Below are 25412 nucleotides of genomic sequence, written 5' to 3'. Positions count from 1 at the left end.
AAATGGCTGACACAATTTGCGCCAGCCAGGGTCCGCGTAACCCAAGGCTAGGGGAAGTCCTGCTCGCCGAGCAGTGCGTCACAGCACGCTTATCAACTGGCACGACTGAAAAAAGTTCCCCTCCAAGGGGGAGACGTGCGCGAAAACGTGCGCACCTGGTTCTCGATGCCGCCCAAGCCCATCTACACCTCGACCTGATCGGGCTCGACGAGAGATGCACCAACCTGCGCTTCATCCCCCACAAGGGACGACGCGGTGGAGCCATCAACGCCAACTTCTCCCGAGATTTAGAGCGCGCTCAAGAGCACAACAACAAAGGCTTCGGCATCTACCTCCAGCCGAACGTCGGCAACGGCACCAAGGCGGACGACGTGACCGCCTGCACCTGCCTGTTCATCGAGTTCGATCACATGAGCATCGAAGAGCAGCTGGTGATCTGGCGGGAGTGTGGCCTGCCAGAGCCGACCTTCATGGTGCTGACCCAAGGGCGATCGGTTCACCTCTACTGGGTGTTCACCGTCCCCATCGAGCCTGAACGCTGGGTGGTGTTGCTGGATCGTCTCCACCTTGCGGCCCCAGGGTGTGATCAGTCCTGCAAAGGCAAAAACCGCATGATGCGGATGGCAGGTGCTCACTACATCAACGCCGATGGTGAATCCAACGGTGTGAGCGAGGTGATCAACGTCACCGGCTACCGCTACGACGCCGCTTTCTTCGAGGAAACCTTGCCGCTGTTGCCATCACGGCAACCCTGCAATCGGGCTCCGCGAAAGTTCCCGCGCACGCCCGGGAACCTACGCAAGATCGCAGAGGCGCTGGACTGCATCCCACGACGTGTGGAGGGCAGCGGGACCTACAGCGAGTACCGGAACATCCTGTGGGGACTGATCGCCGCCTGTGCTGAGGAGGGTTACCGCGAGGAGGTCGCCATCGATCTGATGGAGGCTCACAGCCCATCGCGCGAGTGCGGCTGGCACATCCCGCAGGTGGCTCGGTCTGGGGGCGAACAGATCGGACCCGGAACGCTCTTCCACTACGCCAAACAACACGGGTGGAGGAGCCATGAATGAGGCCCTGGAAAGCGTTCTGGACAAGCACCAGCGACGTGAACTCAGTGATGTGGAGCTGGATGCCATCCAGCAACCGATCACCTTTGAAGAGGCCCTACCGGCAGATCTGGCGGCAGCTCTAAAGCTGTTGATGGAGCCATACCCATCTGATCCGCTCTGCTCAACGCTGATCTTCGCCGCAGCAATGAGCGGAGTTCTGAAGCTCGGCACCGGCATTAATCACCGGACCAAGGTGATGCCCGCGAACCTGTATGTGTGCCCTGTCGCCCGCACAGGGACCACCAAGTCATCGGTGTTCGACGAGCTGGTGGAGTTTCCGCTCGCCTTGGTCAAAGCCGAGGTGGCCAAGGTCAACGCGGAGGCTTTAGAGACGCACCTCAACCTCCCTAAAGGGAGACGGCCTAAACGCCCCCCGATGGAGTTGCTGTGCGTCACCAGCGACATCACCCCCGAGGCCCTGGTGGCTCACTTCGTCCGTCAGGCCAAGGACAACCGGCCCCTGCTGTTAGCCAAGGACGAGGCGTCGGAATATTTCGAGCGCATGGTCCTCGACATGAAGCAGGGCAGGGGCTCATCGATGGGTTTGTTCCTTGAGTGCTTCGACGGCAAAGGCCGAACCAAAAGCACCCGAGGCGATGGGGTGATGAGTTACCCAGCCAGCAAGCTGTCGTTCGTTGCCTGCATCCAGCCCGAGATCCTCACCGAAATGATGGGGACCACCGATTACGCCGGGAAGTGGAGTCGCCTGCTGACCCCGGTGATGCCGACTCGACTGCTGAAACTGGAAGATTCCGACCTTTCAGAGGCAGAGGGCCAGGAGTACGACGAGGCTCGACAACTCCTCCGGGAACTGGCGCTGGAGCTTTACGAGCTAGACCCCCAGGTGTACGAGCTAACGGCTGAGGCAAGGGCCCACGTCAATGCGTGGTTCCGTCCGTACCTGCAGAAAGCCATTGACCCGACAACGCCGCAGATCATGCAGTCGATGTTCAACAAGGGCATGGCTCATGCCTTGCGCATCGCTGTTGTCCTGCACGTCTTCCACACCAAGGGGAAGGTGCTGAAGGTGCCCTTAGAGCGGATTCAGATGGCCACCCGCATGGTCGATGCCTGCTTTGCCGGGACCATCAGGATGCGCCGAGGTAACGCTGGTGCCAACAAGCTCCTGCAGCACATCCAGACCACCACGCTCAAGGCGAAACGCCCCATGACTTGGCAGGAAATCAAGGGCAAAGGAGACGATGAAATCCGTTCCCTGGCTGCTCAGGATTTCAACGATCTGGTGCCGGTGATGGTGGAGATGGGCATCGGCGAGCAGGGGCTGCGGAAGCGGTCCATCACCTACATGGGGACCAAGGAGCTGGCGGCTTAGACATGCAGACATCACTCAATGTCTGCACCGATCGCAGTCAGGCATAGGGCCCTCGGGCCCTTAGACACGCAGACACGGTTTAGGGAACTCCCCGAGGCCCCGGGGAATACTTCCTCAGCCGTGTCTGTCCGTCTGAACCAGCCGGATCCGTTGCGCTGCAGTGGATCCATGCAGACAGAGCCAATGTCTGCGTCCGTCTGAATGTCTGAGTTCCTGCTACACCTGCAGGACTTCAGGCCGCTCGATCAACAGTCAAAGCCTGAAAGGAGCAATCCCTACTAGCCCCACCGTGCGCGATTACGTGCGCATCAGAACTTGGTGTTGCCGTGCCGGTTACCCCAGGTAGTGCGCCTTGCCCTGATGGCTTCGTTGTCCAGCTTCCGAGCCAACAAGATGTCGTACAGCAACCGCAGCGCGCCGACCGATGCGCTGAATTGTTTGTCGGATTCGGCCTTAAGGCTGATGCGTTGAAGGCTGGTGCACAGATGGGTCACCAGGTGCTGAGCATCGTGCGCATCCAGTCCCAGTTGAAGCTCGCCATGGGCCCAGTGCACGTCCCGTCTGGCGGTTGATCGGGAGCACCCCCACTCCTGCATCACAAACGTCACGGTGTCAGCGAAGCCATGCCCATCGCTGATCTTCACCAGGGCAGCTTCCCTGCGGCGTTTGCGTTCTGCCTTGGTGGTGCGTGCCATTGCTATCTAAAGGGCAGTGAATGACTGGTGATGTTCTGGCTGCTGATTTGGGTTATTCCCCTTTGCATTGCCTGCACTCTCTGGGCGGAAGACATTGCCCGCTTGAAAGGCCATGACCGCACGATGTGGATGTTTGCAGGGCTCTTTTTTGGACCCATCGCATTGCTGGCGCTGGCTGCTTACCCAGACCTCGAAGACAGGAAACATCAGCGGAACGCTGCTGCTGAGCTGTCGCTGATCAAGGACGACATTGATGCCATGCGTCGGGGTAAGGACTGAAGTCATGGGTGGCAGGTTGTGGCCTGCAGGTTGTGGGCAGTTTTTGGCTGAGATCGACTGCAGCGCAGGGGATCTGCCCTGCAGACCGGGGCGGCCGGTCCTGAGCACTTTTTTCGCTGAGATCGACTGCGCTGCAATGGATCTACCCCGGCCGGTCCTGGTGGCAGGTTGCTGCTTAGTAGTGATTGGCATTGCTATCTAGATGCCAGTGACTGGATGGAGTTGGTGTGGGCTGGTCTGCTCCTGCCTGGGTTGGGCTCAGCGATGAGAAGTACAGCGAACTGATCCAGCGGAAGGCTGTGGCAGTCACTAGGCGCGACAAAAGGCGTGATGGCAAATACAGCGTCAAGGAAGCGATAGAGGCCATCCATCAGGCATTTCATCGCTGCAACGGCTTTGATCCCTACGACGGTTCCAAGCTGGATCCAGAGCTTCTGGGCGAGTACAAAAACGACGAGGCCAAGGCTCAAAGAGCGGCCTACAAGAGGCGTTTCGCCATGCTGCCGACCGTTGATCACGTCGCAGCAGAGCCGGTCCCTGACTTTGAAATCGTCAGCTGGCAGACCAATGACGCAAAGGGGGACATGTCTCCGGATGAGTTCATCGCTTACTGCCACCGGGTTGTTGAGATCGCAAAACAGCATTGACCTAAGACAACCCACGACGGACAAATGCATCAACGACAAGGTTGTAGTCCTCGCCATCCAATGGAGACTCAGCAAGCTCGGCAAGGGCTTCTCGGATCAGGCGTTTGATGGCACGGATGCTTACCTTTGGTTTACCAAGTCCGGCCAGAAGTGGACCACCTTCAAGGTCATCAATGATGGACTTCATGATTGATTTTAACCCGAAAGCTGTAGTCGAAAGACAGTTGGATCTGCCGTCATTACACCATTTTGATAGAGCCCAAAGGGGTCTTCAACAAATTCCAATACCGGCTCATCAGACATAGCATTAGCCACTAATACCAATTGATAGTTATGTCGCAACCTGGCAGCAGCCGACCATTCATTAGCCGTTATCTCGATTGAAGGAAATCTCGCTCCTGTCGTTGATTTGACCTCGATTGCTACTAGATCACCATTACCTGATTTGTATTCGATATCCCATCCAGGAGTATCACCTTCTTTGGCATTCCACCGAAGAGTCTTGGCCTCATCAGCCACTAAACTCTTCTGAAGGTAATCGAAAACAAGAGATTCACCATGACTGCCAATGGCGACACTAAATTTTGAACGGCGAAAGCTCCTGCTGCTCAATGCGACTCCATCATTTACAGAGGAATTCACTTGCTTCTCTACTAGCAATTTGCAGTCGGCAAGTCTGGGCAAAACACTATCGGCGCTTTTGCGTATGGACACCTCCGCATCACCTGGAGGAATGCCGCTTTCACTTAATATCGAATTATAGGTTTCCTCAGATATTTCTCTAACTGCGACACCCCATAAATTCTTGGGGATTTTCTCGTAAGGCATCCCTTCCTTTTTGAATTCAACTGGTCTTGGAAAAGGTGTGTAGTCACCTACATAAGCAATCCACTTGCGATTTTGCTTTTTCCCATTCGGATCATTATTAGGATCCTCAAAAACTTCAGATATAACTCCATGCCCAAAATATTCAGGTATTCTCCGGCCTCCGCCAGCCCTTCGCGTACCTCGATAATAGATAAATCTTCTACCGGCAATTACTTTATTTCTATAACCATTTGGGAACTGGTATCTCTCACCAGTTGCGTCTTGCCAGTGATCGTAATGACCTCCCTCTGTTCGTTCATTCTCGACGAGAATCAAAGGTTGCATGACCAGGTGAAACCTGCGCCAAGGATGGCAGTGATCTCATTGAACGCCCAACGTGATCCACGACTGATCAGAAGGAGTAGGCGCTTGGGTCAGAACTGACTGGCACCCCGCTCACTCTCTCGCGATAGGCCTCCATCTCACCGCATAGCCTTCTGCCTTTTTCGCATTGAAGGGCCATCTCAGTCCACTTGATGCACGCCGCTGAATTGGTCGTGCAGACCTTTGAGCGATACGTCAGCAGCTGTTGCCGACGCTCAGCGTGCTGCTTAAGAGCAAGGCCTCTGTAAGTGAGTGGCTCCTTGTCCGCGAAATAGTTTGCAATCCAAAGGAAGCCGCCCATCACGGCAACACCGCCCACAAAAGCGAGAGTCAGCTTCCCTGCGGGAGAACCCTTTTCAAATAACTTCCCGAAAACGCCTAACGAGAGACGAATGGCGTCGGGGTCGTAATTGGGATGTGGTTCTTTTGCCATCCCACAAGCATGCCAATGGGACCATTTTTAGGCCGCCTCAAGAGCCCAGCCCATCTCCTTCTGTGATGTCTCGCCTGTGGCGTTTGGTTAGGGGCTAACCCTCTTAGTCGATGCGGGGGAGTTGCTCGTCTGGGGGGATTGCTTTAGCAGCTTTCAGGAAAGGACCCATTGATACGAATGGCTTTCCCGATTGACGAACGAGCCATGCATGGATCTCAGGCCCGTTGTAGATCACATCAAAGTTGCCATCTGGATTGATTTGGATGGCAATCAGATAGGTGTTCACGCTGGGACGACGCTTGGAGAGATGGACGCCAGCAGCTCTGCTCGTAACGGTTTTGATCTGGACCATTCGCCCATCCTCTGTATGGGCATCAATCCCCTTCGTCATTGCCTTGCAGAGGTTCAGCCCGAAAGCCTCAGCAACCAAGACCTCTCCAAGATTCCCGAGCTGTTGACCGCTGGGAAGAAAGTTACGGTCTGGGATTTCAGCTTCTAACCGACTTGAGACTTCAAAGAGTTGCTTGATCAGTTCTGAGACGTTGCGACTACCCATCTGAATCAGTGGGCTCAACCATCCAGCCGAGAAGGCGTTCTATGACCTCGCCGCGACTTCTCAGGCCCCACTCCTTGCGCTTGAGGTCAATCATTGCTGCCATCTCATCGCTCAGGTGGATGGTGAAAGCTTTTTTGTTGCCGATCCGTGCCATCAGTCGTCCCCGTAGGTCTCTTCGTACAAATCGTTCAGAAGGCGTCCGTCGTAAGACCAATGAGCAGGGCCTCGGATTGGTCGATCAGGCTGCTGTCGAAGCTCTTTGGTCAGCTTGGTCAGCGAGAGGGTCCTCCCTTCAAAGCTGACGTTGCGGCCATCGGCAACTGTGCAAGTGGTCTCCCCATCCCCTTGATACAGAAGGGTGCTTCCAATAGGGATGCCCATCTCGATGTAATTGAGGTTGGGGCGACGAGAACGCTTGAGCTTCTCTGCTGAGGCTTTCGCCTGAACGTCCACCTGCTCGGCTTCAGCCTGCATTGCCGGAGTCATGTCCTCCAACTTCATCAGGTCCAAAAGCCCAATCGCTTGCTCGGGTTCAATCTCAAAAAACTCCCTTCTTGGGTTGACCCTGTACGGACCAAAGGCGTTGTGGAAGGCTTTCTCCACCTTGTCCATGTCCTCCACCCTTGCGGCATAGGCGCACTCAAACGGCAGGGGCACGCCTGTTGTGTAGAGGTCGTTCAGACGCGTCTCAACGCCACGGCCTGTCTTTCCAATCTTCACCAGCTTCGGCATGGCGGGATTGGTCAGGACGTAGACGATGCCCTCGTTCATCACGGTGATTGAGCCATCTCCAGTCTGGCCTCAGCACTCCTCCTGCGGCACAGGGTGTGATGGCAGGTCTATGCGCTGGCCTAAGCACTGAACATCAGGTCCCAGCGGTCACGAGCCTCCTCCAATCGTTCAGGAGTCGGTTGAAAGCGTTTGACGATGTCGGATGACTTTCTCGGGCTCCCGTCTTTCATTGGCTTGGCGAGCCAGAACTGATAGTGCTCTTCAACACCTGCAGCTACCTCCGCGCTGTGGAAGACAAAGAACTCGGGAATTTCCGCAGGCGACTTCAGTAAAACGAAGACGTACCAGAGGCTTTCAAAGGATTTACGGGCTTTGTTTCCCGTCATCCAGTAGCCCGTGAACTGGGCTGTGCTTTTCACCTGAATGTTGACGGTCCTCAACGTTTCTGGATCGGTGGCGATCACGTCAATGAGGGTCTGCCCGTCATCGGTCTTACCCGCGATGTAACCGCGCTGGGCGAGCTGAGCGAGCACATAGAACTCACCAGCGTTCCCGATGCTGTGGTTGTTCTTTGCCATGCCAACAGTGTGGCTTCAGCCAGCTTTTGGAGTCCATCCCATTTCCACGCAGGGGGATCTAGTCAGCCGTCGAGCAGATCCCCCGAGCCAAGAACGCCGTTTACCTCGGCATCTCGTCTCACCTCCACCCCTAGCCACGGATCATGAATCGCGACTACATCGACTGGCTGGAGACGTTGCCCTGCAACCGCAAGCCGCAGAAGGCCAACCAGTGGATGAGCGAATGGGCACCACTGCCTGAACACGTTGATCTACCCCGCTACGAGGAGATTCAGCAGGAGTGGAATCAGCGTGATTGCCCTGACGGCGTGATGTCCCGCCTGTGGCGTTGGGTCAAACCTCAATAACAACCCTCAGCAGCGAAGTCGGCCTTAACTTTTGCGGCTCTCGCTTCCAAGGCTTTGAGCTGAGCATCAGGTTGATTGAGGGTTTTGTATCTGGCCTGTATTAATTTTGCGGATTCCCCTCTACCGACACATCGCATCCAAGAAATCGTCACGTTCGGCTCGTAATCTTCCGCACCACTTAAATACTTTTTCGCCTGCTCAACTGCATCTGGTTTCTCGCCGCAGTACTCAACTCGTGCTTGATAGAAGGCTTTGTCCTTGAGCTTCTTCTTATGTTCCTGCAGTTGTTGGTTCGTTCTCTGCAAGGCACCTTGCATGGCCTCGCACCTGACGTAATCCACGGCATGAGCAGCGGGTGTCAGCAGCAGCGGCAGGAGCAGGAGGAGTCGTTTCAACTGTTCAATCCTTCCAATTAATTTTGACTCCCTCAGGCAATGGAATGAAAATGCAATTTCCATTGACCTCGGGATCTCTATAATCTTTAGGGTAGGAAACAGACCATGTCTCTGTCATTGTGTCCATGTCAAACTCAAACGTGGACTGCTGGCTTAAGCTTCTTTTCCCGAAAGTATTGACCTCGTAGTTTGTTTGCCGAGCTTTAAATGTATTGCCATCTAGTGTTGTCTCGTATTCAAAGACTTCGTCTGGGTTTGGAGTCGTAGATTCCGCGTAAGAAAATGAGTTGTCAAATGCTTTGTATACATAGTTGTCTCCAGTTTTTTTCTCAAAAGTCCAAGGAACATATTCGTCAAATCCTTTGCTCCAATCTTCTTTGAAAGTGTTCAGCACTTTTTCAGATGTATGGCCCTCATCGGGGTAAATACACGCATAGCTAATTAGTTCACGGCTATTTGAGCAAGCTGTAACCAGCGCAAGCGGCAAGAGCAGCAGGAGTCGTTTCATCACGGCACGTCGTAAGACTTTCGCCCGTTGCTGTTGATTCTGTACCTGCCCCCTCTGGGGCCTTCAAAGGTTTGGTCTTTGCCTTTGAGTGGCGAATTGGCGCGGAGTCTCTTGAGCTTTTCCCGCTCAGCCTCAATTTCTTTGAGGTCGTCTCCTGGTAACGGCTCCCAGAACGGTTTCGCAGGGGCAGAGTCAGATTTGCTCGCTGGGCCACCATGACTGCCCGCTTCCCCAATACGGGAAAGCCGACGCATGTTTTCTCTGATCTTCTCGGGATCCATGGCCTGATTTTGGCCTCAACCCGCCTCTGGTGACCAGCCCATCTTCCCTAGATGTACCTCTTGCCTCCAGATCTAGTTCGGACGTAGACGCCGCCTCGCGGGCCGAATTGTGCGGGGTTACTTGATGGCCCTGACTCGGTGGCGGTGCCAGCGGGGACCGTGTGCTTCTTCCCGCCTGCGATCACTGTTGTGGGGTCCAAGTAAGTCCATGCGCCAAATTCACGTTCAATCGCTTGAAGAGCTGCTTTTCGGTCTTGGGGAAATGTTGGATCAACTGGCTTTTTGACAATGCCTTGCTTGAGGGCCATCTCCCTGTTGCGTTGAATCTCGGCCCTGTCGTGCTTTGGATAATCCAAAGCTGCAAGCCACTCAGCACTGCCTGCTTCGTAGTTGCTCATGGCACGTCGTACGACTTCCGACCATTGCTGTTGATCCGATAGCGACCACCTCTGGGGCCGGTGTAGGTACTGCTGGAATCGGTGAAATTGACTCTGGGGCCGGTGTTGGTGCTGCGCTCGTAACGCGCTCGTGAAATTCTTGCTTCCCAATCAGCCCATGCCTTTGCTTTTCGCTGATGTTCTTCTGCATATTCAGGGTCTCTCAGCCGATCACCAGGATCCACGTCCCAGATCTCCTCGATTGAATAGTCACCCTTGCGAATTGCCTTGAACTTCTGCTTTGCCTCCTCAAGGCTGTCGGCAGAAATGTGCATCCGTCCATAACCGGGAACCGCCAGCTCAAACTTTTCTTGATTTGCTGGTCCCTGGGGTGATGTTCTGCCTCTTCTACCCCGAGTTAGGTGAGCGACATTCTCCTTCGCGGTCTTACGCAGCTCTTCTCGGCGTTCAGGGGTGATTGCCATGGGACCTTTTTAGCCCGCTTCAGGAGCCCAGCCCGTCTCTCTCTGCCAGGTCGGCGCTGACTTGTAGACAAAAAGAAGCCCCCGCCAAGGGCAGGGGCTTGTGATCTTCCGATTAAGCCTTGATCACTTGGCGTAGGAAACGCCGCGGTAGGTCAGTGCAGGCTTGTCGGAGGCACCAGCCACTTTCTGTTGGTCGTACTTCTGGCCGCGATAGGTCAGTGTCATTTGATGTTCCTCAGAAATCCAGGTCCCCGTTCCTTGGCCTGGTGATCTGCGCCTCGCAGAAGCGAGGTGAACGTTGTTGGTAGCGGTTGCTACACATCCTTTATAGGGGCAGCGCCAACCCCTCTGTCGTTCAAGCGGATACACACCGCATTTTTGGCACTAGCACCGCTCAGCGCCCTCGCTCCAGAATTTTGCGCACGTTTTTGCGCACGGAAAGTGATATTCAGCCGTTTCGGCATCAAAAAAGCGGCCCGTGTGGACCGCTCAAATGACAGTGCTGGACTGTCTTTTTTGAAGAATGGAGCCAAGGAGACTCGAACTCCTGACCCCCTGCATGCCATGAAAATACTGGCAAAGCTGAGATCGGTTGCGACGACTAGCTCTAACCCCAGTAGCACTAGTGCTTTTGGCGGACCACCCCCTCACTTGCGACAACTTGCTATGGCAAGAAAGGGCAGAAATCAGACTTGAAAATCAGACTCAATTTCGGCAAGCTCTGACCACTTGCACGACAAAAGGGGTTCATGGCTCAGGCACAGCCATGGCTGAAGACGCTGCGCCAGGCCGTGAAGGGTGACTACGGGCCGGGCTGGATCCTCAAAGAGCAGTACGACCGCTTCAAGATCGGCAGAGCCGAGGCTGGTAATGCCAGACACGGCAAAACCCAATTCGTCTCAACCGACCTGCCGTTCGCTCGTGGCAGCCACCGCAAGGTCCTGAACCTCATCGGCGAGATGGTCGCCAAGATGCAGGACCCAGAATTGAACGTCGGGCTGGCCGAGGCTTACGAACTCGTCAGGGGCAGCACCGAAGTCACTGGCGCCGCCATCAACTGGGAGGAAGTTCGTTACCGCTACAAGGCCAGCAGGGTTGATTCGGGCACGGTCAAGGCCAGCAACTACGCCGAGCACGAGGAATATCGGATCAACCGAGCCTTTGCCTTGATCACTGCTCGCACTGGTGCTGCGCACGATGGTGGGGGGCTCATGCGGCTTTATGCCCGCAAGCACCTAATGGAAGTAGAGCCAGGGTCTTCAGGTCGTAAACGCAACCTGCTGGACGTTGCCCGGTTCCTGAAATTTGCCGTCAACAAGTGCGGTGCGGACAGAAAATGGCTGCCCCTAGAGGCTGACGACCTCAAAGAACTGATTGGTCATCGTCAAACCGCCCCCAAACCCACGGTGCCAATCAAGCCGGAAGAGCTGATCACACTTTTGAATGGTCTTGAGTCAGACCCATCACTCCGGCTTGCCGTCGGGCTAGTTGCACTGTTCGGGCTGAGGCCCGCAGAGCTGATGGTGCTCTCCGTTGACGATGGCAACCTAAAAATCGGCAACGTGAAGCGGAACGCCTACAGCTCAGCAACACCCAAGCCTCCAAGGACTGTTCAGGAGCTGCCTCTGAAGGAACTACAAGGCGAAGGGGCGCGGCTGGTGCAGCTCTTTCACTCCGGCCTGGTGAAGCTGCCGAAGAGCATCAGAAACCTTGAGGCTGGTGCCTTAAAGGCTTGCGGCCACACCTTCCGGCAATATCTCGACCGCAATGCCACATGGCAGTCGCTGAAGGCATCCAATCCTGAGTTGACGCCTTATTCACTGCGGCATGGCTACGCATGGCGAGCCGCCAAGTACTACCCGCAACCGCTGCCCCTGAGGGACACCGCGAAGCTCATGGGCCACGATCTAAAAACGCACATTCGCCACTACGGGCAATGGACTGACGACGCCTCGACGAAGTCGGCGGTCGAAGCCTCCATTCAGTCTTTGGTGGGCGCGAGCTGACTCACTAGCGGCAACAAAAAAGGGAGGCCGGCCCCTCAGCCATCCCCCCTCAAAAAAATGCTCGACGCATTTAAGGCACCACTGCCTCTGGTCCACAGTGGCGGATCAGGTGCCGTTATGTGCCCCCCTGAACACCTATTGAGCATTAAGACTCATTGAGCCTAGTTAAGGACTGGTTAAAGAATGTCGCTGACGCGAGCACCACTGCCACGTCATCGGGAGATGAAAGCCAGCGGGTTCCCTCGCCCGCGTCTCCCCCACCCTTCAACGCACAGGCGGGGGGCAGCGCCTCCAGCCCGTCTTCTGCATCGTCTGCCAAGCCTCAATGGCGTTGTGCCGCAGCATCCGCCGACGAGTCATCGGTTCAGGCGGGCGGGGCGGAACCCAGCTGTAGGTCCTGATAGCGACCCACTGCGCATGCACGGTCGCCGTGTCGGGCTTGAAGTGACAGAGCTTCTGCTGCTGCTCGGAATACAGCCACCCCTCACCACCAGCCTTTTCTGGCGACTCGTGAAAGCTGCGGTCCTTGTTGGCCATGCGTGAAGTGCTAGCCAGACTGGGTGGCATGCCGAGTGCCATTTATGGCTTATGCCTTGAACTGGACATCACTAAGCGCACTTGTGCTCTTGGTCCTATGGCTAGTGAGCGTTCCCTCTGCGGCCTTTCAAATTTGGTTTCTGCTGACTAGACGAGCAGACACCACCCCTCAAGTACTTATCAGCACGATCCTGCGGTTCGTCACTGGTATTGGACGACTAGTCGGCTTACCAGCAGCAGGAGCAATCTTGTTTTTTCAGGGTTGGCGCTTAGACCCGATTCTTCAGGCAGCCGTGCTTCTTCTCACTTTCGGTGTGGTCTTGGAGTCCAGCAGTGGGATAGTCGCTGACTACAAAGCATGGCGAGCCAGAACAGGGCGTGCAACGGCTGTGATTCCAGTTGCCGAGCAGCCATCAGACGACGCATGAGCCCTCTACTCCTGCTGGTTGGCTTAGGTCTCGGTGGTTATCTCGCCGTATGGCGCAACAAGCGAGCCCTAAAAGTCAAAGCAAGGCGCAGGCGTTAGCTGTCCTCAGCCAGCTCAATCACGTTGCGCAGCGTCACCCACTGAATTTCACTCCATGGTGGTGGCCCCCATTGCGTCAAATCCAAATATCCGTTCGCAACCTCAGTCCACGACGGCGCTTGCCACAACGGTGAATCAAACCTGCATGCCGTGTGTTTCTGCACGTGCTCACGCAGCGACAGCAGACCATAGGGATCCGTCTCTAAATAAATGGCCCTCTTGTCCGGCCCGACACGCCGATAGTCATCTAGTTGCCCCTTGCGGTGCAATCGCCGCAATGTCACGCAAGATTTGAACCCAAGGTGAGCACTGGCGTTGTTCAGGTTTAAAACAGTCATGGCTGGACTAGGTGACTATCCCAAAAATTGCTGTGCCTAGCTGAATATCGAGCCTTCGGATCACCCACAGAGGTCGACCAACGAGGACCCAGTCCTAAGCGTTTGTTCTTAAAAATTTTGACTAATGCTTCCTTCGCCATGCGTGTTTGCCGGGACCGTAGAGGATTAGCGAAGGCAGAGCAGCCGCAGGAGTGAACCCCAAAAGAAACAAGAACAACAATAACCTTGGGAAATCTTCTAGATTATTGGCTGAAACCGAGATATTGAAAAAAGGCAAAATCAACGCGATCCAAAGAAAGATGCACAAGCTAATGCCGAAAAGACAAATTAAGTTGTTTTTGCCAATAACTGGCTTCATCCTCCCCCCTAGATAAAGGGCTGCGAGCGAAAAAGCAAATCCCGAACACAGGCAATAAAGCATTAGCGGAACGAAAATAATTGCCAGCACAAATATTTACCCAAGCGAAGCGCACAAAGTATAAAAGAGAAGCTTCATTGGCCGGCCTAGTTGTAATCGTTTTGACAAAAAATCCTGATGTCAAAAAAGCCCGAGGGTTCTGCATCCCCCCGGGCACCATCTGCACCAGAGCAGGCAACGACCGCCGTTATGCGATCGCGTCCTGCATGGCGGCGAAGGATTCAGCGTGACGAACAGCGATGTCGATCGACTGCAGAGCACGGACACCAACAGTGCCTTTGGCGAAGTCGGTGTACGGGTCAACCAAGATCTCGAGCTGGCCGAACATGCCGATCAGCAGATCACTGAAATTTCCGTAAATCAGAGCGGACAGGCCGGTCCCAGAACCCTTTGTGAGGTTTGAGGGGACGTTGTTGCTGACCTCAAGACGCCGCCCTGCAATCTGGCTACGGCCAAGTTCAGTTCCATAAGGGCTGAGGAGGTACTGGCTCTGCGAGTCCTTGGCCTTTGCAAGAACCGCCTCGACCTTGGAGTTCGTAAGGAATCCGCACGTTGCGACATCTGCGTTGTCAACGGCCACCTCCTTTTTGAGATCCAACAGGTGGTCCAATGTTGGGGCAAGTCCATTAGTTCCTCCCGCTACCGAACCAATTCCTGACGTTTGGAGGATGCCGGTTGGTTGGCTGCTGCTGCCGGAACCGTTGATTGCAGCGGTGTCGATCGCATCGGCCAGCAGGGCAACAAAGTCGGCGCGGATCAGCTGCTCGATGTCGGGTGTCGACTGCAGCTCCATCAAGCGGGAGAACTTGGAATAAGCGCCGACGGTCTTCGGGCTCATCGAGATGGTGCCGATCGTGCCGGTCGATTCGGTCACGGCATCAGCGTTATCAGCGCCGAACCAATAGGCAGTCGCCGTCCCTGTGCGCTTGGGGATTGAGACATCACCAACCAAGCCGGTGAGCATGGTGGCGCCGAGTTCAGCAACGGCCAAACGGTCACGCAGCGCCTCGACGAAATTGCCGGCGAGCAGGTCGGTGGCGACCAGGTTGCCGCCAGCAGAGGCGGTGCTTTTAACGTAATCACGCTTGCCCCAGCAGTCATCAGGGACAAAGAAACCTTGCGTGCGCTTTCCGTTGCGATGTTCCAGCTCTTGGTTCACCTCACGCTCGAGGCCAGCCTGCGACCAATTGCCAGAGGCAGACGCCTGAATGGCGCGGACCACGCTGAAGTCACGCTGCGCATGCCCAAACTCATCCGGGTTCAAGGCGCTGATCGGTTCGTAGGTCGAAGTCATTGGTTGTTGGGTCGTAGTTGGTAGAGATCGGTTCACACCGATGGATGCGTCGGCAGGGATGCTCACGACGCTCAGCTCGATGGGCTGCCACTTGCGGACGACCATCACATCGCCCTCCTGCTCGGCTTGCTGCACGGCGTAGCCAACGCTGATGTTTGGCATCACTCCGGCTTCAACGTCCTGCCGCACCTGCCGGGCCAGGTCGTTGGTGGCCCAGGTGATGCGGGCCATGCCTCGGCGCTTCTCATCAATCCATGCCCGCTCGACGATGCCGAGCACGCGATCGGGGTCATGGTTCAACAGCAGCGGTGCAGCCCCGCCGTTGAGCCTCGACAGGTCGACGGCATCACGGTCGTGGTCGAGCACCTCGTCGCCGAAATAACGGGTGACGGGTGTCTCGCTGCTAAACGAAAACTCCAGCTGGTCGGAATCAGCCTTGTGTTCGTTGATGGTGAGATAACGCCGTTGGACTTCAACGGCTGTGGTCGTCATAGGAAACCTCACTTTCAAAGAGGGTTCGCAAATAACGCCTTGACTGAGCAGAAGCCCGGTCATCTTCCCTTGGGTCAGGTTGCCTTGGGGAGTCGTCATCTGCAGAACTGTTGTTCACCGTCATGGCCAACATTGTCGGCATGCGATTGCTCATAGCCTAAACACTTATCTTTCAAAACAATAGCCAACATTTGAAATCCGCTTAACTTGATCTAGCCAACCCTAAAACCTTCAAATACAGCGATAGAACGGCACTAATCAAAGACAAATCATCCTTAAAACCCTCTGTTCTGTCTTGGGCCGCCGGTTAAGTGGTGATTAACAAAAGAGCGCAGACACAACAGACATGGTCAGACACATGCCATGTCCGCTTAGACACCCTGCAGCGCAACGGAAATGAAAGATTCAGACAGAAAAACACGGTTTTTAGTACTCCAGGATTCCTAGGACTCCAGGGGTCTAAAACCGTGTCTTTGTGCCTGATTTGCTGTAACCACAGTCGAGAACTGTGATGTCGGCAGACAGGGTTGATGTCTGCCGATGTCTGTTATGTCTGCCCGGGCATTGCACGCTCAGCCTTGTAGGTGGTGGTGCCGTTTTCGCTGATGGTCCCGAAGCCAAGTTCAGCAAGATCTGCAATGGCGACATGGAAACCGGTTGCACCCAGATCACGCAGGGATTTGGTCGTGGCCGCCTCCCGCCTGGCGTACTGCCAACCCACAGTCCTTGGTGATGACCCGTCACCCCAGCTCAGCTGATGCACCCGACGCATCAGCAGGGTGCTGGCGTCATCGTCTGCCTGGTGAAACAGACGCATCTCCGTAGTGATCGTGTCGACGATGTCGATCGCGATCTGCATCGTCTGCGCTGTCACCCGCAGCTCCCGCGTTGCAGCGTTGAGGTTATGCACGTTGTGCAGAATCCCGGCCCACCGCAGAGCATGAGCAGAGGTCTTGCCCAGCAGTGATCGCACAACATCACTGATGTTGGGATCTATGGCCTTGGCCTGCTGTGGCGTGAACCAATCGAGCAGCAGACACCTGGCCTCCGCTGACAGCTCAACGGTCGCTGGCTGCTGCTGATGCAGCTCTACGGCGTACTTCTCCAACACTTTCTGAGCACGGGCATAAGCCGCGCGCTCTTGGTCGGTGGGGTCGTCGTAACGCAGCTCCAACGTCTTAAGCGGAAGCAGGTTGAACAGCACCCGAGCGAACTTGCCGGTGGGGTCATCACCAGCGATCGCCCGCCGCAGCACCTTGGGCTGGATGTTTCCGTAGAGGGAGACATGACAGCGTTCGTACTGCCGTTGCCCTTCGACCCGCAGCGACAGGTTGCCGCTGCCGTCGAATAGCTCGAGGAGCTGAGCTTCACCTGTGCCACGGCCACGCTTGGTGTCGGACTCGAGCGACTGCAACAGCCCGGACATTTCGTCCTTGCTGATCAAAGCTCCGAGCCCGTCCTTTTCGTGAAGGTCCAGCTGGATGTCCAATGCCTCAGGGCTGTAGTTGCCACCGACGTGAGGAAAACGAGGACGAGGCTTCGGAGGCTTGTCGTCCTTTTTCATCCCATCGGTGTCTTTAAGCCACCGCTCAACGGCATCTTCATGCTGGTGCTTGTGCATCAGCCGAATCGCCGCCGCAGGGTCACTGATCAGCTTTTGGTAAATCGGTGATTTGCCCTGGCCCGAGTAACCGACGTTGGCCCAGAAGGCATTACAAGGAACCGAATACTGGTGGTCTTGAGCCACCCGCGTTCCGATCTTGAACAGGCCGCTGTAACCCGTGAGGAGGGTGCCGGCGGCCGACAACGGGTCGGTGGGCAATGGTTGCTGAATCAGCTCCAATGCATCGGCCAGATCTGCTGGCAGCAAGCTGTCGAAGGTGAATTGATCACGCATGGCGACCCCTCCAACCGTGTTGCTGTGCATGCCACCAAAACGACCCAGCACCGATCTGATCGCCGCCGGAGCGGGCGACCTGTCGAATGTCCCAGCCGCATTGTTTTGACGGGCTGTGGTCCTCCATCAGATCGATGGCCACGTCCTCGCCGCAACCGGCTTCAGCGCAGGCATCGATCAGCCCCCAGAGGATGTTGCGGTAGTCGGCGTAGGTGCCAGACCCTTCAACACGCCGGGGGATGCAATCCAGCGCCTCGGTGATCTGGCGGAGATTTGCAGGGGTCGAGCCGGCCTTCCGGGGAGCCCTCCCGCATGTTGTGGGTGACGACAACAGCGGTAACGACTCCTCGAACTGCGCTGCCTCGTAGCGGTAACCCGTCACGTTGACGATCTGGGTCACGGCCTTGGCCTCACCATCGCGGTCGATGTAGTGACCGCCAGCGAGCCGCATCATCCGGTTCAGTCCCTTGCAGGACCGATCGCTGCCGGCATGAGCGACCAGCCGGTCCATGAGAGGCACCCATCGCTCAGGTTCGATCGGCACGGTCAGCACCCAATAGAGATGAACTGACTTGCCGCCGGTCATCACCATGAACGTGGGCTCTGGCAGCCCCAGCGATTGCCAGAGCACCAGCTGTTCTTCGACGGGCCGGTCGTCCCATTCGCAGAACAGAGCCGTGCAGGCCGTCACGTCATCGGCCTTGGTGCCGCTGGCGATGTTGACCTGGAGGTAGACGCCATAGCCCTCACGATTGAGGTCCTGAGCACGATCGAGATCATTGGCAAAGATGCCGTTGATCGCGCCTCCATGTCTCCCCTTGTGAGGGATCAAGCGGATGTTGGTGCAGGTCTCATCCAGACCAAGGAGGTCAAGGTGCAGATGGGCTTGAGCAGCGTCGAGCTTTAAGCCAGAACAGCTGCTTTTAAGCGGTGGCTTGCAGGAATTAGCGGGCGCTAAGCCCTGCGGTGTCGATAATTGCTTTGTGCCTTTTATCGACTGAGCCACCGGGGAAACGGTGGCTTTTTTCATGGCCGCTGCTCCAGTGCCTCGAGGCGTTTTGCGATCGCCTCCATCTGGATGAGCTGCACCTTCTCGACGCCATCGGCCTTGTTCATGACGCGAACAAGGCCCTCGGTCGTCAGCCTGAAGACCTCTTGCAACTGCATGTGCGAGGCACTGAGGTACGAGATCTGTTCGACCAACCAGGCGACGCGGTCGCTGTCATTTGGAAGAACAGAAGCCATCTCCTGCCACTTTTTGGCTTGAGCCTCAATTCGATGGATGTCCCATGCGATTTCAGGCATCAGCTCTGCCCTCCGCGCGCCTGCATGCCGCGTTGATGAAATGCCTCGCGGCATCGCTCAACACAAAATGTCAGTGGGCTGTTGCGGGTAGAACCAGCGCACCAGTGGTGACCGGCTTCGAGAAAACCGCCGCAAATCTCACGCTTGCGTTTGAGCGTGTCCGTTGAGATGCCAAGAGCATCCGCTGCTGCCTTTGTGGGCAGCCAAAGTTCAGTTTTCATGCCCCGACCTCAGTTAGCGGAGCCGACTGGAACGAAGGGAATGACCTCGCCGGTTTGGCTGTCGATCATGTCCCCGTCGTCGTTAAGCCAGCCTGATTTGTAGAGCTTGCTGCTGTACGGCTTTTCACCAGCGTCTAAGCGCGCGATGTATTCATCACGCTCTTTCAAAAGCTCAAGGCGGGTCAGGCCAGCAATGCCAGCCCGGCGCATGGCATCCCTCAGCGCAGGCTCACCATCGCCCACCTGATCCAAGGGGTTTGGAGCAGAGGGATCAATGGTCAGGTAGTCGAGGAACTGGTGAAAGTGACGGCGATAGTGATGGGCGATTTCATCAACATCACCAAGATCAACGCGAACACCGTTGTCCTTGATTTGCGCCGGCATGTCTTTGTGCCGACGCCGTCTTTCTTTTGAAGCTCGAGATTTAGGCATGGAGTTCCCGCAGTTGTGCGCGAAACCCAGGGATCATGCAAGGCCCATTTGAGACCCAGTCCCACCCAAGTTCACATCAACAGCATATTTGCCGCAGCAACCCCCAGCAAGCAGTGCAGAACACCACCGATGGTGTGTGGCTTCCGCATGAGCCAATCGGACTCAATGCGGAAATCAGACTTAGAAATCAGACTCACCGTCGTGAGACGGTGTCTGAGATCTCAATGGAGCCAAGGAGACTCGAACTCCTGACCCCCTGCATGCCATGCAGGTGCTCTACCAGCTGAGCTATGGCCCCATGTCGACGTGGTGGCTTCAAAGCCGCCGCCGTCGTGTCACAGCTTACACCGCCGGAGCCTCAGACCTGCCGCCACACGGCAACCAAGCGACCCTGCACCTCCACCTGTTCGGCGGGAAGCTCAATCGGTTGATAGGCAGGGTTGGCAGCTTCAAGCACCACCGTCGCCCCCTGGCGATGGAAATGCTTGAGCGTGGTGCCGCTGCCGGCCACCAGAGCACTCACCACCGTGCCGTTGCGCAACCTCTGCGGATCCTGCACCGGCTCCATCAACACCACATCCCCATCGGCGATGTGGGAGTCGACCATCGAGTCACCATTCACCGTCAGAGCAAACAGCCCGCGGGTCTCGAGCACCGGCGCCAGGTCCAGATGCTCCTGCACATCATCGAAAGCCGTCACAAGGCCACCGGCGGCAACGGCGCCCAGCACGGGAATCCCGGCGGCACCCACCATGTCGCCCAACAGCTGAAGCGTGCGCGCCTGGCCTTCCTGCCAGGTGATCCATCCCTTCTGCTGAAGATGGCGCAACCGGCTCTGGATGGGCGCGGGAGAGCGCAGTCCCATCGCCTGCATCATCTGGCGAATCGAAGGGCTGTGGCGATGGGTGCCGATGTAGTCCGCCAGCCAGTCGTAAAGCTCTTGCTGAGCAGTGGTGAGGGGCTCCTGGGGGGCACGGGTCACCGCAAGAAAGGTTCGGGCAATACATTTGTACCGTCCCTTGCCGTGTGCCGCAAGCGCAGGCTCAGTTCAAACCAGCTTCCACACTGCAGCCTCGGGAATGCTCGGCGCCAGGTTCAGGTCTTTGGGCTCCTTAAACACCACACGCCATTCGGGAACCCGGCAGGAGACATAGCCGGGATGCTCAATCAGCAGACCCGGCTGCTCGGTTGTGCTGGCCACCCAGCCCGACATCCAGTGCCCGTCCTCCGAGAGGCCACCTTTGAACCAAACCCAGCAGCGTTCCTTACGCATCGCGATGCTCTTCAGCGGTTTTTATACGACTCAAGCTGTTGCGGACAGGCCGCCATCAGATATCCCATCAACTGCCCGGTAATACGAGACTTTTCCTGATCGGTTGGTGCGTTGGGAACATCCTCGTAACGCATCGAGGTGTCGCGCTCAAACATGGTTTTGAGCTCAGGATCCGACAAGGCGTAAAAAGCATCCACACCCATTTCACAGATCTTCTCGGCCGTCCATCGGGCGATGGTGCTCTGCTGTTGTTTATCGGTGGCCTGATCCGCTGACGCTGCCACCGCATGGGCGGTGACGATCAACGGCACCAACCAGCGGTGGATCACCGTCATAGACCACCCATCAACACCGCCAACAGAGCCTGCTGCGCATGCAGGCGGTTTTCGGCCTGATCAAAGATGCGGCTTGCCTTGCCCTCCATCACCTCGGCGCTGATCTCCTCACCGCGGTGGGCCGGCAAGCAGTGCAGAACGATCGCATCGGCTGCCGCCTGCTCCATCAGGGCTTGGTCCACGCAGAATCCCGCAAAGGCCTGCTCCCGCTGCGCCTGTTCGGCTTCCTGGCCCATGGAGGCCCAAACGTCGGTGTAAACGGCCTGGGCTCCCGCCACCGCCTCGCGGGGGTCAGTCATCACCTCAATCGACGCACCGTGCTGTGCCAGGGATTGGGCCTGCTCAAGCACACCCGGCAAGGGCTCGAAGCCCTCGGGGCAACCGATCCGCACATTCACCCCCAGCAGCGCGCCGCAGAGCATCAGGGAATGGGCCACGTTGTTGCCGTCGCCCACATAGGCCAGGGTCTGACCAGAAAGGGCGCCATGGGCTTCCTGCATGGTGAGGAAGTCGGCGAGGGCCTGACAGGGATGCTCCAGATCGGTGAGGGCATTGATCACCGGCACCGAGGCCCAGTGGGCGTAGTCCACCAGTTCCTGCTGAGCGAAGGTGCGAATCGCCAGCACATCGCAGTAACGGCTTAGAACCCGAGCCGTGTCTTCCAGCGGCTCGCCGCGGCCGAGCTGGGTGACGGAAGGATTGAGATCCACCGTCTGGCCGCCGAGGCGGGCCATGGCCACCTGAAAACTCACACGGGTTCGGGTGGAGGCCTTGCTGAAGATCAGACCCAGCACACGGTTGCCCAGATCGATCCGACGATCGCCGCTCTTCAGTTGTGCAGCCAGATCCAGCAACGCTGCTGTTTCCCCGGCGGAACAATCCGCAGAAGAAAGGAAGTCACGTCCGCACAGCGGAGACAGGACAGCAGCAACACCCGCAGAAGCGGTAGCCATTGCGACGGTTCAAAGGACTGTTATCGGGGATGAGGCCCGCTGCCGTCAAGCGGTCACACCGGACGGCAGCACACTCGCCTCGAGCATCTGCTTGAGGTCATCCCCCTCGATCACCTCTTTTTCGAGGATCTTCTGGGCGATCGTCTCGAGCAGCGCCATGTTCTCCCGCAGGATTGCGAGGGCGTCGTCGTGGGCCTGGTCCACCAGCCCGCGAACCTCCTTATCAATGGCCTGAGCCGTGGCATCACTCACCGAGCGGCGTGGGTTGTTGCCTCCACCAAGGAAACGGCCACCGCCCTGCTTGTCGTAGGCCAAGGGCCCCAGGGTGTCGCTCATGCCATAGGTGCCCACCATCTGCTCAGCCAGATCGGTGGCCCGCTGCAGATCGTTGGCAGCACCCGTGGTGATCTTGCCGAAGACGATCTCCTCAGCCGAGCGACCCCCCAGAAGCGTGGCGATCTGGCCCTGAAGTTCCTCCTTGGAATTGAGGAATCGCTCTTCGGTGGGCAGCTGCAGGGTGTAGCCCAGGGCGCTCATGCCACGGGGCACGATCGAGATCTTGGCCACCTTGCTGCCGCCAGGCATGAGATGGCCCACGATCGCGTGGCCCACCTCGTGATACGCCACCACCTTCTTTTCATCGTCCTGAAGGACGCGGCTCTTCTTCTCCAGACCAGCCACAACCCGCTCGATCGCTTCACCGAGGTCCTGCTGCTCAACGCTGGTGCGCTGGGCACGCGCTGCGAGCAGGGCAGCTTCATTCACCAGGTTGGCGAGATCAGCGCCGGCAAAACCACTGGTGGCCTGGGCGACGCTGTCGAGGTCAACACCTGCAGCGAGCTTCACCTTTTTGGCGTAGATCTCGAGGATGGTCTTGCGGCCGGAGAGGTCCGGACGGTCCACCAGCACTTGCCGGTCGAAACGGCCGGGACGCAGCAGGGCTGCATCGAGCACCTCGGGCTGGTTGGTGGCCGCCAGAACGATCACCGGCTTGTCCTGGGCAGTAAAGCCATCCATCTCGGTGAGCAGCTGGTTGAGGGTCTGCTCCCGTTCGTCGTTGCCGCCGACAACGCCCATGGAGCCCGAACGGCTCTTGCCGATGGCATCGAGTTCGTCGATGAAGATGATGCAGGGCGCTTTTTTCTTGGCTTCTTCAAACAGGTCGCGCACGCGAGCGGCACCGGCACCAACGAAGAGTTCCACGAACTCCGAGCCGGAAATGATGAAGAAGGGCACCTCGGCTTCGCCGGCCACGGCCTTGGAAAGAAGGGTTTTACCGGTGCCGGGAGGGCCGACCAGCAGCACACCTTTGGGGATGCGCGCACCGATCTCGGCGTAGCGCTCAGGGCGCTTTAGGAAGTCGACGATCTCCGTGAGTTCCTGCTTCGCCTCATCGACGCCCGCCACATCGGCGAAGGTGATCCGCGACTCCTCATCGGGCACGTACACCTTGGCCTTGCTCTTGGTGAAGCTCAACGCCCCCTGAGCACCACCGCCCATCGAGCGGCGAGCAAAGAACTGCAGCACCAGGATGAAGATCAGGGGCGGCACCACCCAGCTGAGGATGGTGGTGAAGATGTTCGGCTTCTTCGGGGGAGCTGCCGCGAACTCAACGCCCTTGGTCTCGAGGCGTTGGGGCAGATCCATGTCGAAGATCGGCGTGGTGGCCAGCACCGGAGGCGTGCCCTCCTCGGGATCACTCAGCTCGTAGCGAATCTGATCCTGCGTGATGAAGGCCCGCTTCACCTCACCGTCATTCACCTGATCAATGAACAGGGAGTAGGGCACCCGCGGCACCTGCTGCATGCCATTGCTGGGGAGGAAGCTGCTGGCCAGCAGCAACACCCCGAAGCCAATCAGCACCAGGTTGATGATCCCGAAGCGACGGTTCGGCTGGTTGTCGTCCTGGCGGATCGGCATGGATGGCCTGAGAGTTCCGACACGCTACGAGGGATCTCTGGCAATCAACGGGTGTGAGAACCGAACGGCGCCTAGCTTCTGCCCATGTGTGGTCGCTACTGCCTCGACACGCCTCGCGCGGAATTGCAGCAGCTGCTGCGCTGCTGGTTGCGGCCGGAGGACAGCGCCTGGCTGGAGCATTACGCCCCCCGCGAGCTGATCCGCCCCCACGAACCGGTGCTGGCTGTGCGGCGTGAGCACGGTGAAGACCATCTCTCCCACATGCTCTGGGGCCTCCTGCCGGGCTGGGTCAAGGACCCGCTGCAGGCGCCGCGACCGATCAACGCCCGCGCCGAAACCATCGCGGAGAAAGCCTCCTTTCGCGGGCCATGGCGTCATCACCGCTGCCTTCTGCCCAGCACCGGCTTTTTTGAAAAGGGGCATCTGATCCAGCGCAAAGACCGGCAGATGTTCTGGCTGGCCGGTGTCTGGGACCGCTGGATCGGCCCCGATGGCAGTGAAGTGGAGACCTGCTGCGTGATCACGACGCAGCCCAACAGCCTGGTGGCCCCATTGCACGATCGGATGCCGGTGATCATTCCCGAGGGATTGGAGAGCATCTGGCTGGAACCGGGTGATGGAGCCCACCGACGCGCCCTCGAGCCGATGCTCACGCCAGTGCCAGCGGAGCCATGGGACTGCAGAGCACTCAAGCCAGCGGCCCCCGCCAACAAGCACCAGCAGCTCTCCTTGCTCGATTGAGCAAGGCTTGACAGCCGCAGCTCACTGCCGACCCTGGGAACAGCAGCATTAGCCGAGGTGCTTGAGGGACTGGTTCAGCGGCTTCTGCGGCGTGATGACACGCAGCTGAAGCTGCTGCTGCTCTTCACCCTGATCGCCACCGTGGGCTTCGCCTTTCCGCGCTTGGACTGGGTGACCTACATCGGCTACACCCTTGTTGCCTTGCTGCTCACCCAGGTGATGGTGGGCAGCAGCAACGCACCGAATTGGAGTGATGCGCTGTACCGCGGCCTGGGGCTGATGGCCGTGGTGACCATGTGGCTCTGGCTGCTCACGCCCCTGGAGCTGATCTACAGCGGCATGCCACTGGCCCTGAGCTGGAGCGTGCTGGTGGGCTGGAGCGTGATCCGCCTGGTGACACGCTTCGCCAACACCAGACGGGTCACCGAGGCGCTGCTGATGGGTGCCACAGCGGGGTACCTGCACATCGGACTCGCCGCCGGCCTGGTGATGAGTGCTCTGGAAACCATTCAGCCAGGCAGCTTTCACCCCCTGGAGATGGCCAACGTTGGCGATACGAGCGTTCTGGCCAACGCCCGCATCTTTTCAGCACTGAACTACTACGCCTTCGTTTGCCTCACCACCGTTGGCTTCGGAGACATCAGTCCAATGCTCCCCCTGTCACGGATGGTGAGTGTGGCCACCAGCGTCGCCGGACCGCTCTACCTCGCTGCCGTGATGGGGGTGCTGATCGGCCGCTTCGCCAGCAGCCTCGATCGGCAAAGCCGGGAGCGCTGAG

General features: G+C 57.5%; 34 protein-coding genes and 1 tRNA gene. 8 read left to right on the top strand and 27 right to left on the bottom strand.

Features of this window, described 5'->3' with window-relative positions; translation table 11 throughout:
• Positions 1 to 2: 2 nt before the first annotated feature.
• Both SynRS9907_RS04665 and SynRS9907_RS04660 read left to right on the top strand, forming a co-directional pair.
• Positions 3 to 1070 carry a hypothetical protein gene (locus SynRS9907_RS04665; RefSeq protein WP_188021985.1) on the top strand — a complete coding sequence of 356 codons (1068 nt, stop codon included), beginning with the start codon at positions 3 to 5 and terminating at the stop codon, positions 1068 to 1070.
• Positions 1063 to 2442 (top strand): DUF3987 domain-containing protein, encoded by a 1380-nt coding sequence (locus SynRS9907_RS04660; protein WP_188021984.1) that lies wholly within the window; start codon positions 1063 to 1065, stop codon positions 2440 to 2442. The genes SynRS9907_RS04665 and SynRS9907_RS04660 overlap by 8 nt, the downstream gene beginning before the upstream one ends.
• A gap of 308 nt (positions 2443 to 2750) precedes the next feature.
• Here SynRS9907_RS04660 and SynRS9907_RS04655 read toward each other — a convergent pair whose 3' ends face one another.
• Positions 2751 to 3137, bottom strand: coding sequence for a hypothetical protein (locus SynRS9907_RS04655; RefSeq protein WP_188021983.1), 387 nt, complete (start codon positions 3135 to 3137; stop codon positions 2751 to 2753).
• A 30-nt stretch (positions 3138 to 3167) separates the two neighbouring features.
• Between SynRS9907_RS04655 and SynRS9907_RS04650 the strand changes: the two genes are divergently transcribed.
• The gene (locus SynRS9907_RS04650; protein WP_188021982.1) at positions 3168 to 3416 is read left to right on the top strand and encodes a hypothetical protein; all 249 of its coding nucleotides are present in this window, start codon (positions 3168 to 3170) and stop codon (positions 3414 to 3416) included.
• Between the two features lie 227 nt (positions 3417 to 3643).
• A complete protein-coding gene (locus SynRS9907_RS04645; RefSeq protein WP_188021981.1) occupies positions 3644 to 4063 on the top strand; it encodes a hypothetical protein in 420 nt (139 codons plus the stop codon).
• Between the two features lies 1 nt (position 4064).
• Here SynRS9907_RS04645 and SynRS9907_RS04640 read toward each other — a convergent pair whose 3' ends face one another.
• From SynRS9907_RS04640 to SynRS9907_RS04610, 7 genes are all read right to left on the bottom strand, one after another.
• The gene (locus SynRS9907_RS04640) at positions 4065 to 4250 is read right to left on the bottom strand and encodes a hypothetical protein (RefSeq protein ID WP_188021980.1); all 186 of its coding nucleotides are present in this window, start codon (positions 4248 to 4250) and stop codon (positions 4065 to 4067) included.
• An 8-nt stretch (positions 4251 to 4258) separates the two neighbouring features.
• Positions 4259 to 5215 carry a DUF3883 domain-containing protein gene (locus SynRS9907_RS04635; RefSeq protein ID WP_188021979.1) on the bottom strand — a complete coding sequence of 319 codons (957 nt, stop codon included), beginning with the start codon at positions 5213 to 5215 and terminating at the stop codon, positions 4259 to 4261.
• Positions 5216 to 5282: 67 nt separating this feature from the next.
• Positions 5283 to 5687 carry a hypothetical protein gene (locus SynRS9907_RS04630; protein WP_188021978.1) on the bottom strand — a complete coding sequence of 135 codons (405 nt, stop codon included), beginning with the start codon at positions 5685 to 5687 and terminating at the stop codon, positions 5283 to 5285.
• Between the two features lie 103 nt (positions 5688 to 5790).
• On the bottom strand, positions 5791 to 6261 hold the full coding sequence (locus tag SynRS9907_RS04625; protein ID WP_223157674.1) for a hypothetical protein: 471 nt from the start codon (positions 6259 to 6261) through the stop codon (positions 5791 to 5793).
• Entirely contained in the window at positions 6236 to 6397 is a 162-nt protein-coding gene (locus SynRS9907_RS04620) for a ribbon-helix-helix protein, CopG family (protein ID WP_188021976.1), read from the bottom strand. Before SynRS9907_RS04620 ends, SynRS9907_RS04625 begins: the two co-directional genes overlap by 26 nt.
• Positions 6397 to 7014, bottom strand: a complete 618-nt coding sequence (locus SynRS9907_RS04615) for a GIY-YIG nuclease family protein (RefSeq protein WP_188021975.1) — start codon at positions 7012 to 7014, stop codon at positions 6397 to 6399. Before SynRS9907_RS04615 ends, SynRS9907_RS04620 begins: the two co-directional genes overlap by 1 nt.
• 80 nt (positions 7015 to 7094) lie before the next feature.
• Entirely contained in the window at positions 7095 to 7553 is a 459-nt protein-coding gene (locus SynRS9907_RS04610) for a hypothetical protein (RefSeq protein ID WP_188021974.1), read from the bottom strand.
• A 143-nt stretch (positions 7554 to 7696) separates the two neighbouring features.
• On the opposite strand from SynRS9907_RS04610, the gene SynRS9907_RS04605 reads away from it, so the two are divergent.
• Positions 7697 to 7900: a hypothetical protein gene (locus SynRS9907_RS04605; RefSeq protein ID WP_188021973.1), complete on the top strand. Its 204-nt coding sequence runs from the start codon at positions 7697 to 7699 to the stop codon at positions 7898 to 7900.
• Here SynRS9907_RS04605 and SynRS9907_RS04600 read toward each other — a convergent pair.
• From SynRS9907_RS04600 to SynRS9907_RS04575, 5 genes are all read right to left on the bottom strand, one after another.
• Positions 7894 to 8295 (bottom strand): hypothetical protein, encoded by a 402-nt coding sequence (locus SynRS9907_RS04600; protein WP_188021972.1) that lies wholly within the window; start codon positions 8293 to 8295, stop codon positions 7894 to 7896. The genes SynRS9907_RS04605 and SynRS9907_RS04600 overlap by 7 nt on opposite strands.
• A gap of 4 nt (positions 8296 to 8299) precedes the next feature.
• The gene (locus tag SynRS9907_RS04595; RefSeq protein ID WP_188021971.1) at positions 8300 to 8803 is read right to left on the bottom strand and encodes a hypothetical protein; all 504 of its coding nucleotides are present in this window, start codon (positions 8801 to 8803) and stop codon (positions 8300 to 8302) included.
• 328 nt (positions 8804 to 9131) lie between these two features.
• Positions 9132 to 9482, bottom strand: a complete 351-nt coding sequence (locus SynRS9907_RS04585) for a hypothetical protein (protein WP_188021969.1) — start codon at positions 9480 to 9482, stop codon at positions 9132 to 9134.
• Positions 9479 to 9946, bottom strand: a complete 468-nt coding sequence (locus tag SynRS9907_RS04580) for a hypothetical protein (protein WP_188021968.1) — start codon at positions 9944 to 9946, stop codon at positions 9479 to 9481. Before SynRS9907_RS04580 ends, SynRS9907_RS04585 begins: the two co-directional genes overlap by 4 nt.
• Positions 9947 to 10069: 123 nt before the next feature.
• Positions 10070 to 10171 (bottom strand): DUF4278 domain-containing protein, encoded by a 102-nt coding sequence (locus tag SynRS9907_RS04575; protein ID WP_186495676.1) that lies wholly within the window; start codon positions 10169 to 10171, stop codon positions 10070 to 10072.
• Between the two features lie 524 nt (positions 10172 to 10695).
• Between SynRS9907_RS04575 and SynRS9907_RS04570 the strand changes: the two genes are divergently transcribed.
• Positions 10696 to 11952 (top strand): site-specific integrase, encoded by a 1257-nt coding sequence (locus SynRS9907_RS04570; RefSeq protein WP_188021967.1) that lies wholly within the window; start codon positions 10696 to 10698, stop codon positions 11950 to 11952.
• Positions 11953 to 12216: 264 nt separating this feature from the next.
• Here the strand turns inward: SynRS9907_RS04570 and SynRS9907_RS04565 are convergent, their stop codons facing one another.
• From SynRS9907_RS04565 to ftsH, 14 genes are all read right to left on the bottom strand, one after another.
• Entirely contained in the window at positions 12217 to 12489 is a 273-nt protein-coding gene (locus tag SynRS9907_RS04565; protein ID WP_188022360.1) for a DUF1651 domain-containing protein, read from the bottom strand.
• 522 nt (positions 12490 to 13011) lie between these two features.
• The gene (locus SynRS9907_RS04560) at positions 13012 to 13353 is read right to left on the bottom strand and encodes a hypothetical protein (RefSeq protein ID WP_188021966.1); all 342 of its coding nucleotides are present in this window, start codon (positions 13351 to 13353) and stop codon (positions 13012 to 13014) included.
• Positions 13354 to 13958: 605 nt separating this feature from the next.
• Positions 13959 to 15557: a phage major capsid protein gene (locus SynRS9907_RS04555; protein WP_188021965.1), complete on the bottom strand. Its 1599-nt coding sequence runs from the start codon at positions 15555 to 15557 to the stop codon at positions 13959 to 13961.
• A gap of 547 nt (positions 15558 to 16104) precedes the next feature.
• Complete coding sequence (locus SynRS9907_RS04550) at positions 16105 to 17484, bottom strand: DUF3987 domain-containing protein (RefSeq protein WP_188021964.1); 1380 nt, start codon at positions 17482 to 17484, stop codon at positions 16105 to 16107.
• Positions 17447 to 18286, bottom strand: coding sequence for a hypothetical protein (locus SynRS9907_RS04545; RefSeq protein ID WP_188021963.1), 840 nt, complete (start codon positions 18284 to 18286; stop codon positions 17447 to 17449). The genes SynRS9907_RS04550 and SynRS9907_RS04545 overlap by 38 nt, the downstream gene beginning before the upstream one ends.
• A 194-nt stretch (positions 18287 to 18480) precedes the next feature.
• Entirely contained in the window at positions 18481 to 18759 is a 279-nt protein-coding gene (locus SynRS9907_RS04540) for a hypothetical protein (RefSeq protein WP_188021962.1), read from the bottom strand.
• On the bottom strand, positions 18759 to 18980 hold the full coding sequence (locus tag SynRS9907_RS04535; protein ID WP_188021961.1) for a hypothetical protein: 222 nt from the start codon (positions 18978 to 18980) through the stop codon (positions 18759 to 18761). Before SynRS9907_RS04535 ends, SynRS9907_RS04540 begins: the two co-directional genes overlap by 1 nt.
• 9 nt (positions 18981 to 18989) lie before the next feature.
• Complete coding sequence (locus tag SynRS9907_RS04530; protein ID WP_188021960.1) at positions 18990 to 19364, bottom strand: hypothetical protein; 375 nt, start codon at positions 19362 to 19364, stop codon at positions 18990 to 18992.
• Positions 19365 to 19637: 273 nt separating this feature from the next.
• Positions 19638 to 19710, bottom strand: a tRNA-Ala gene (locus SynRS9907_RS04525).
• A gap of 60 nt (positions 19711 to 19770) precedes the next feature.
• Positions 19771 to 20394, bottom strand: coding sequence for a transcriptional repressor LexA (gene lexA, locus SynRS9907_RS04520; RefSeq protein ID WP_186494920.1), 624 nt, complete (start codon positions 20392 to 20394; stop codon positions 19771 to 19773).
• A gap of 66 nt (positions 20395 to 20460) precedes the next feature.
• Entirely contained in the window at positions 20461 to 20685 is a 225-nt protein-coding gene (locus SynRS9907_RS04515) for a hypothetical protein (RefSeq protein ID WP_188021959.1), read from the bottom strand.
• An 11-nt stretch (positions 20686 to 20696) separates the two neighbouring features.
• On the bottom strand, positions 20697 to 21020 hold the full coding sequence (locus tag SynRS9907_RS04510) for a hypothetical protein (protein WP_188021958.1): 324 nt from the start codon (positions 21018 to 21020) through the stop codon (positions 20697 to 20699).
• The gene (gene argF / locus SynRS9907_RS04505; protein WP_188021957.1) at positions 21017 to 21973 is read right to left on the bottom strand and encodes an ornithine carbamoyltransferase; all 957 of its coding nucleotides are present in this window, start codon (positions 21971 to 21973) and stop codon (positions 21017 to 21019) included. Before argF ends, SynRS9907_RS04510 begins: the two co-directional genes overlap by 4 nt.
• 45 nt (positions 21974 to 22018) lie before the next feature.
• On the bottom strand, positions 22019 to 23893 hold the full coding sequence (gene ftsH, locus SynRS9907_RS04500; RefSeq protein WP_188021956.1) for an ATP-dependent zinc metalloprotease FtsH: 1875 nt from the start codon (positions 23891 to 23893) through the stop codon (positions 22019 to 22021).
• 84 nt (positions 23894 to 23977) lie between these two features.
• On the opposite strand from ftsH, the gene SynRS9907_RS04495 reads away from it, so the two are divergent.
• Complete coding sequence (locus SynRS9907_RS04495) at positions 23978 to 24634, top strand: SOS response-associated peptidase (protein WP_188021955.1); 657 nt, start codon at positions 23978 to 23980, stop codon at positions 24632 to 24634.
• Between the two features lie 57 nt (positions 24635 to 24691).
• Positions 24692 to 25411 (top strand): potassium channel family protein, encoded by a 720-nt coding sequence (locus SynRS9907_RS04490; protein WP_255445986.1) that lies wholly within the window; start codon positions 24692 to 24694, stop codon positions 25409 to 25411.
• Position 25412 lies beyond the last annotated feature (1 nt).

The sequence above is a fragment of the Synechococcus sp. RS9907 genome, assembly GCF_014279615.1.
Lineage (GTDB): Bacteria > Cyanobacteriota > Cyanobacteriia > PCC-6307 > Cyanobiaceae > Parasynechococcus.
Note: the sequence above shows the minus strand (reverse complement) of the source record. Positions and strands in the feature narration are given on the sequence as shown.

Bases quoted from the DNA above. Each gene is read 5' to 3' on its own strand.
- SynRS9907_RS04665 (WP_188021985.1), top strand. From the start codon at position 3: ATGGCTGACACAATTTGCGCCAGCCAGGGTCCGCGTAACCCAAGGCTA.
- SynRS9907_RS04660 (WP_188021984.1), top strand. From the start codon at position 1,063: ATGAATGAGGCCCTGGAAAGCGTTCTGGACAAGCACCAGCGACGTGAA.
- SynRS9907_RS04655 (WP_188021983.1), bottom strand. From the start codon at position 3,137: ATGGCACGCACCACCAAGGCAGAACGCAAACGCCGCAGGGAAGCTGCC.
- SynRS9907_RS04650 (WP_188021982.1), top strand. From the start codon at position 3,168: ATGTTCTGGCTGCTGATTTGGGTTATTCCCCTTTGCATTGCCTGCACT.
- SynRS9907_RS04640 (WP_188021980.1), bottom strand. From the start codon at position 4,250: ATGAAGTCCATCATTGATGACCTTGAAGGTGGTCCACTTCTGGCCGGA.
- SynRS9907_RS04635 (WP_188021979.1), bottom strand. From the start codon at position 5,215: ATGCAACCTTTGATTCTCGTCGAGAATGAACGAACAGAGGGAGGTCAT.
- SynRS9907_RS04630 (WP_188021978.1), bottom strand. From the start codon at position 5,687: ATGGCAAAAGAACCACATCCCAATTACGACCCCGACGCCATTCGTCTC.
- SynRS9907_RS04620 (WP_188021976.1), bottom strand. From the start codon at position 6,397: ATGGCACGGATCGGCAACAAAAAAGCTTTCACCATCCACCTGAGCGAT.
- SynRS9907_RS04615 (WP_188021975.1), bottom strand. From the start codon at position 7,014: ATGAACGAGGGCATCGTCTACGTCCTGACCAATCCCGCCATGCCGAAG.
- SynRS9907_RS04610 (WP_188021974.1), bottom strand. From the start codon at position 7,553: ATGGCAAAGAACAACCACAGCATCGGGAACGCTGGTGAGTTCTATGTG.
- SynRS9907_RS04605 (WP_188021973.1), top strand. From the start codon at position 7,697: ATGAATCGCGACTACATCGACTGGCTGGAGACGTTGCCCTGCAACCGC.
- SynRS9907_RS04595 (WP_188021971.1), bottom strand. From the start codon at position 8,803: ATGAAACGACTCCTGCTGCTCTTGCCGCTTGCGCTGGTTACAGCTTGC.
- SynRS9907_RS04585 (WP_188021969.1), bottom strand. From the start codon at position 9,482: ATGAGCAACTACGAAGCAGGCAGTGCTGAGTGGCTTGCAGCTTTGGAT.
- SynRS9907_RS04580 (WP_188021968.1), bottom strand. From the start codon at position 9,946: ATGGCAATCACCCCTGAACGCCGAGAAGAGCTGCGTAAGACCGCGAAG.
- SynRS9907_RS04575 (WP_186495676.1), bottom strand. From the start codon at position 10,171: ATGACACTGACCTATCGCGGCCAGAAGTACGACCAACAGAAAGTGGCT.
- SynRS9907_RS04570 (WP_188021967.1), top strand. From the start codon at position 10,696: ATGGCTCAGGCACAGCCATGGCTGAAGACGCTGCGCCAGGCCGTGAAG.
- SynRS9907_RS04565 (WP_188022360.1), bottom strand. From the start codon at position 12,489: ATGGCCAACAAGGACCGCAGCTTTCACGAGTCGCCAGAAAAGGCTGGT.
- SynRS9907_RS04560 (WP_188021966.1), bottom strand. From the start codon at position 13,353: ATGACTGTTTTAAACCTGAACAACGCCAGTGCTCACCTTGGGTTCAAA.
- SynRS9907_RS04555 (WP_188021965.1), bottom strand. From the start codon at position 15,557: ATGACGACCACAGCCGTTGAAGTCCAACGGCGTTATCTCACCATCAAC.
- SynRS9907_RS04550 (WP_188021964.1), bottom strand. From the start codon at position 17,484: ATGCACAGCAACACGGTTGGAGGGGTCGCCATGCGTGATCAATTCACC.
- SynRS9907_RS04540 (WP_188021962.1), bottom strand. From the start codon at position 18,759: ATGCCTGAAATCGCATGGGACATCCATCGAATTGAGGCTCAAGCCAAA.
- SynRS9907_RS04535 (WP_188021961.1), bottom strand. From the start codon at position 18,980: ATGAAAACTGAACTTTGGCTGCCCACAAAGGCAGCAGCGGATGCTCTT.
- SynRS9907_RS04530 (WP_188021960.1), bottom strand. From the start codon at position 19,364: ATGCCGGCGCAAATCAAGGACAACGGTGTTCGCGTTGATCTTGGTGAT.
- SynRS9907_RS04515 (WP_188021959.1), bottom strand. From the start codon at position 20,685: ATGCGTAAGGAACGCTGCTGGGTTTGGTTCAAAGGTGGCCTCTCGGAG.
- SynRS9907_RS04510 (WP_188021958.1), bottom strand. From the start codon at position 21,020: ATGACGGTGATCCACCGCTGGTTGGTGCCGTTGATCGTCACCGCCCAT.
- argF (WP_188021957.1), bottom strand. From the start codon at position 21,973: ATGGCTACCGCTTCTGCGGGTGTTGCTGCTGTCCTGTCTCCGCTGTGC.
- ftsH (WP_188021956.1), bottom strand. From the start codon at position 23,893: ATGCCGATCCGCCAGGACGACAACCAGCCGAACCGTCGCTTCGGGATC.
- SynRS9907_RS04495 (WP_188021955.1), top strand. From the start codon at position 23,978: ATGTGTGGTCGCTACTGCCTCGACACGCCTCGCGCGGAATTGCAGCAG.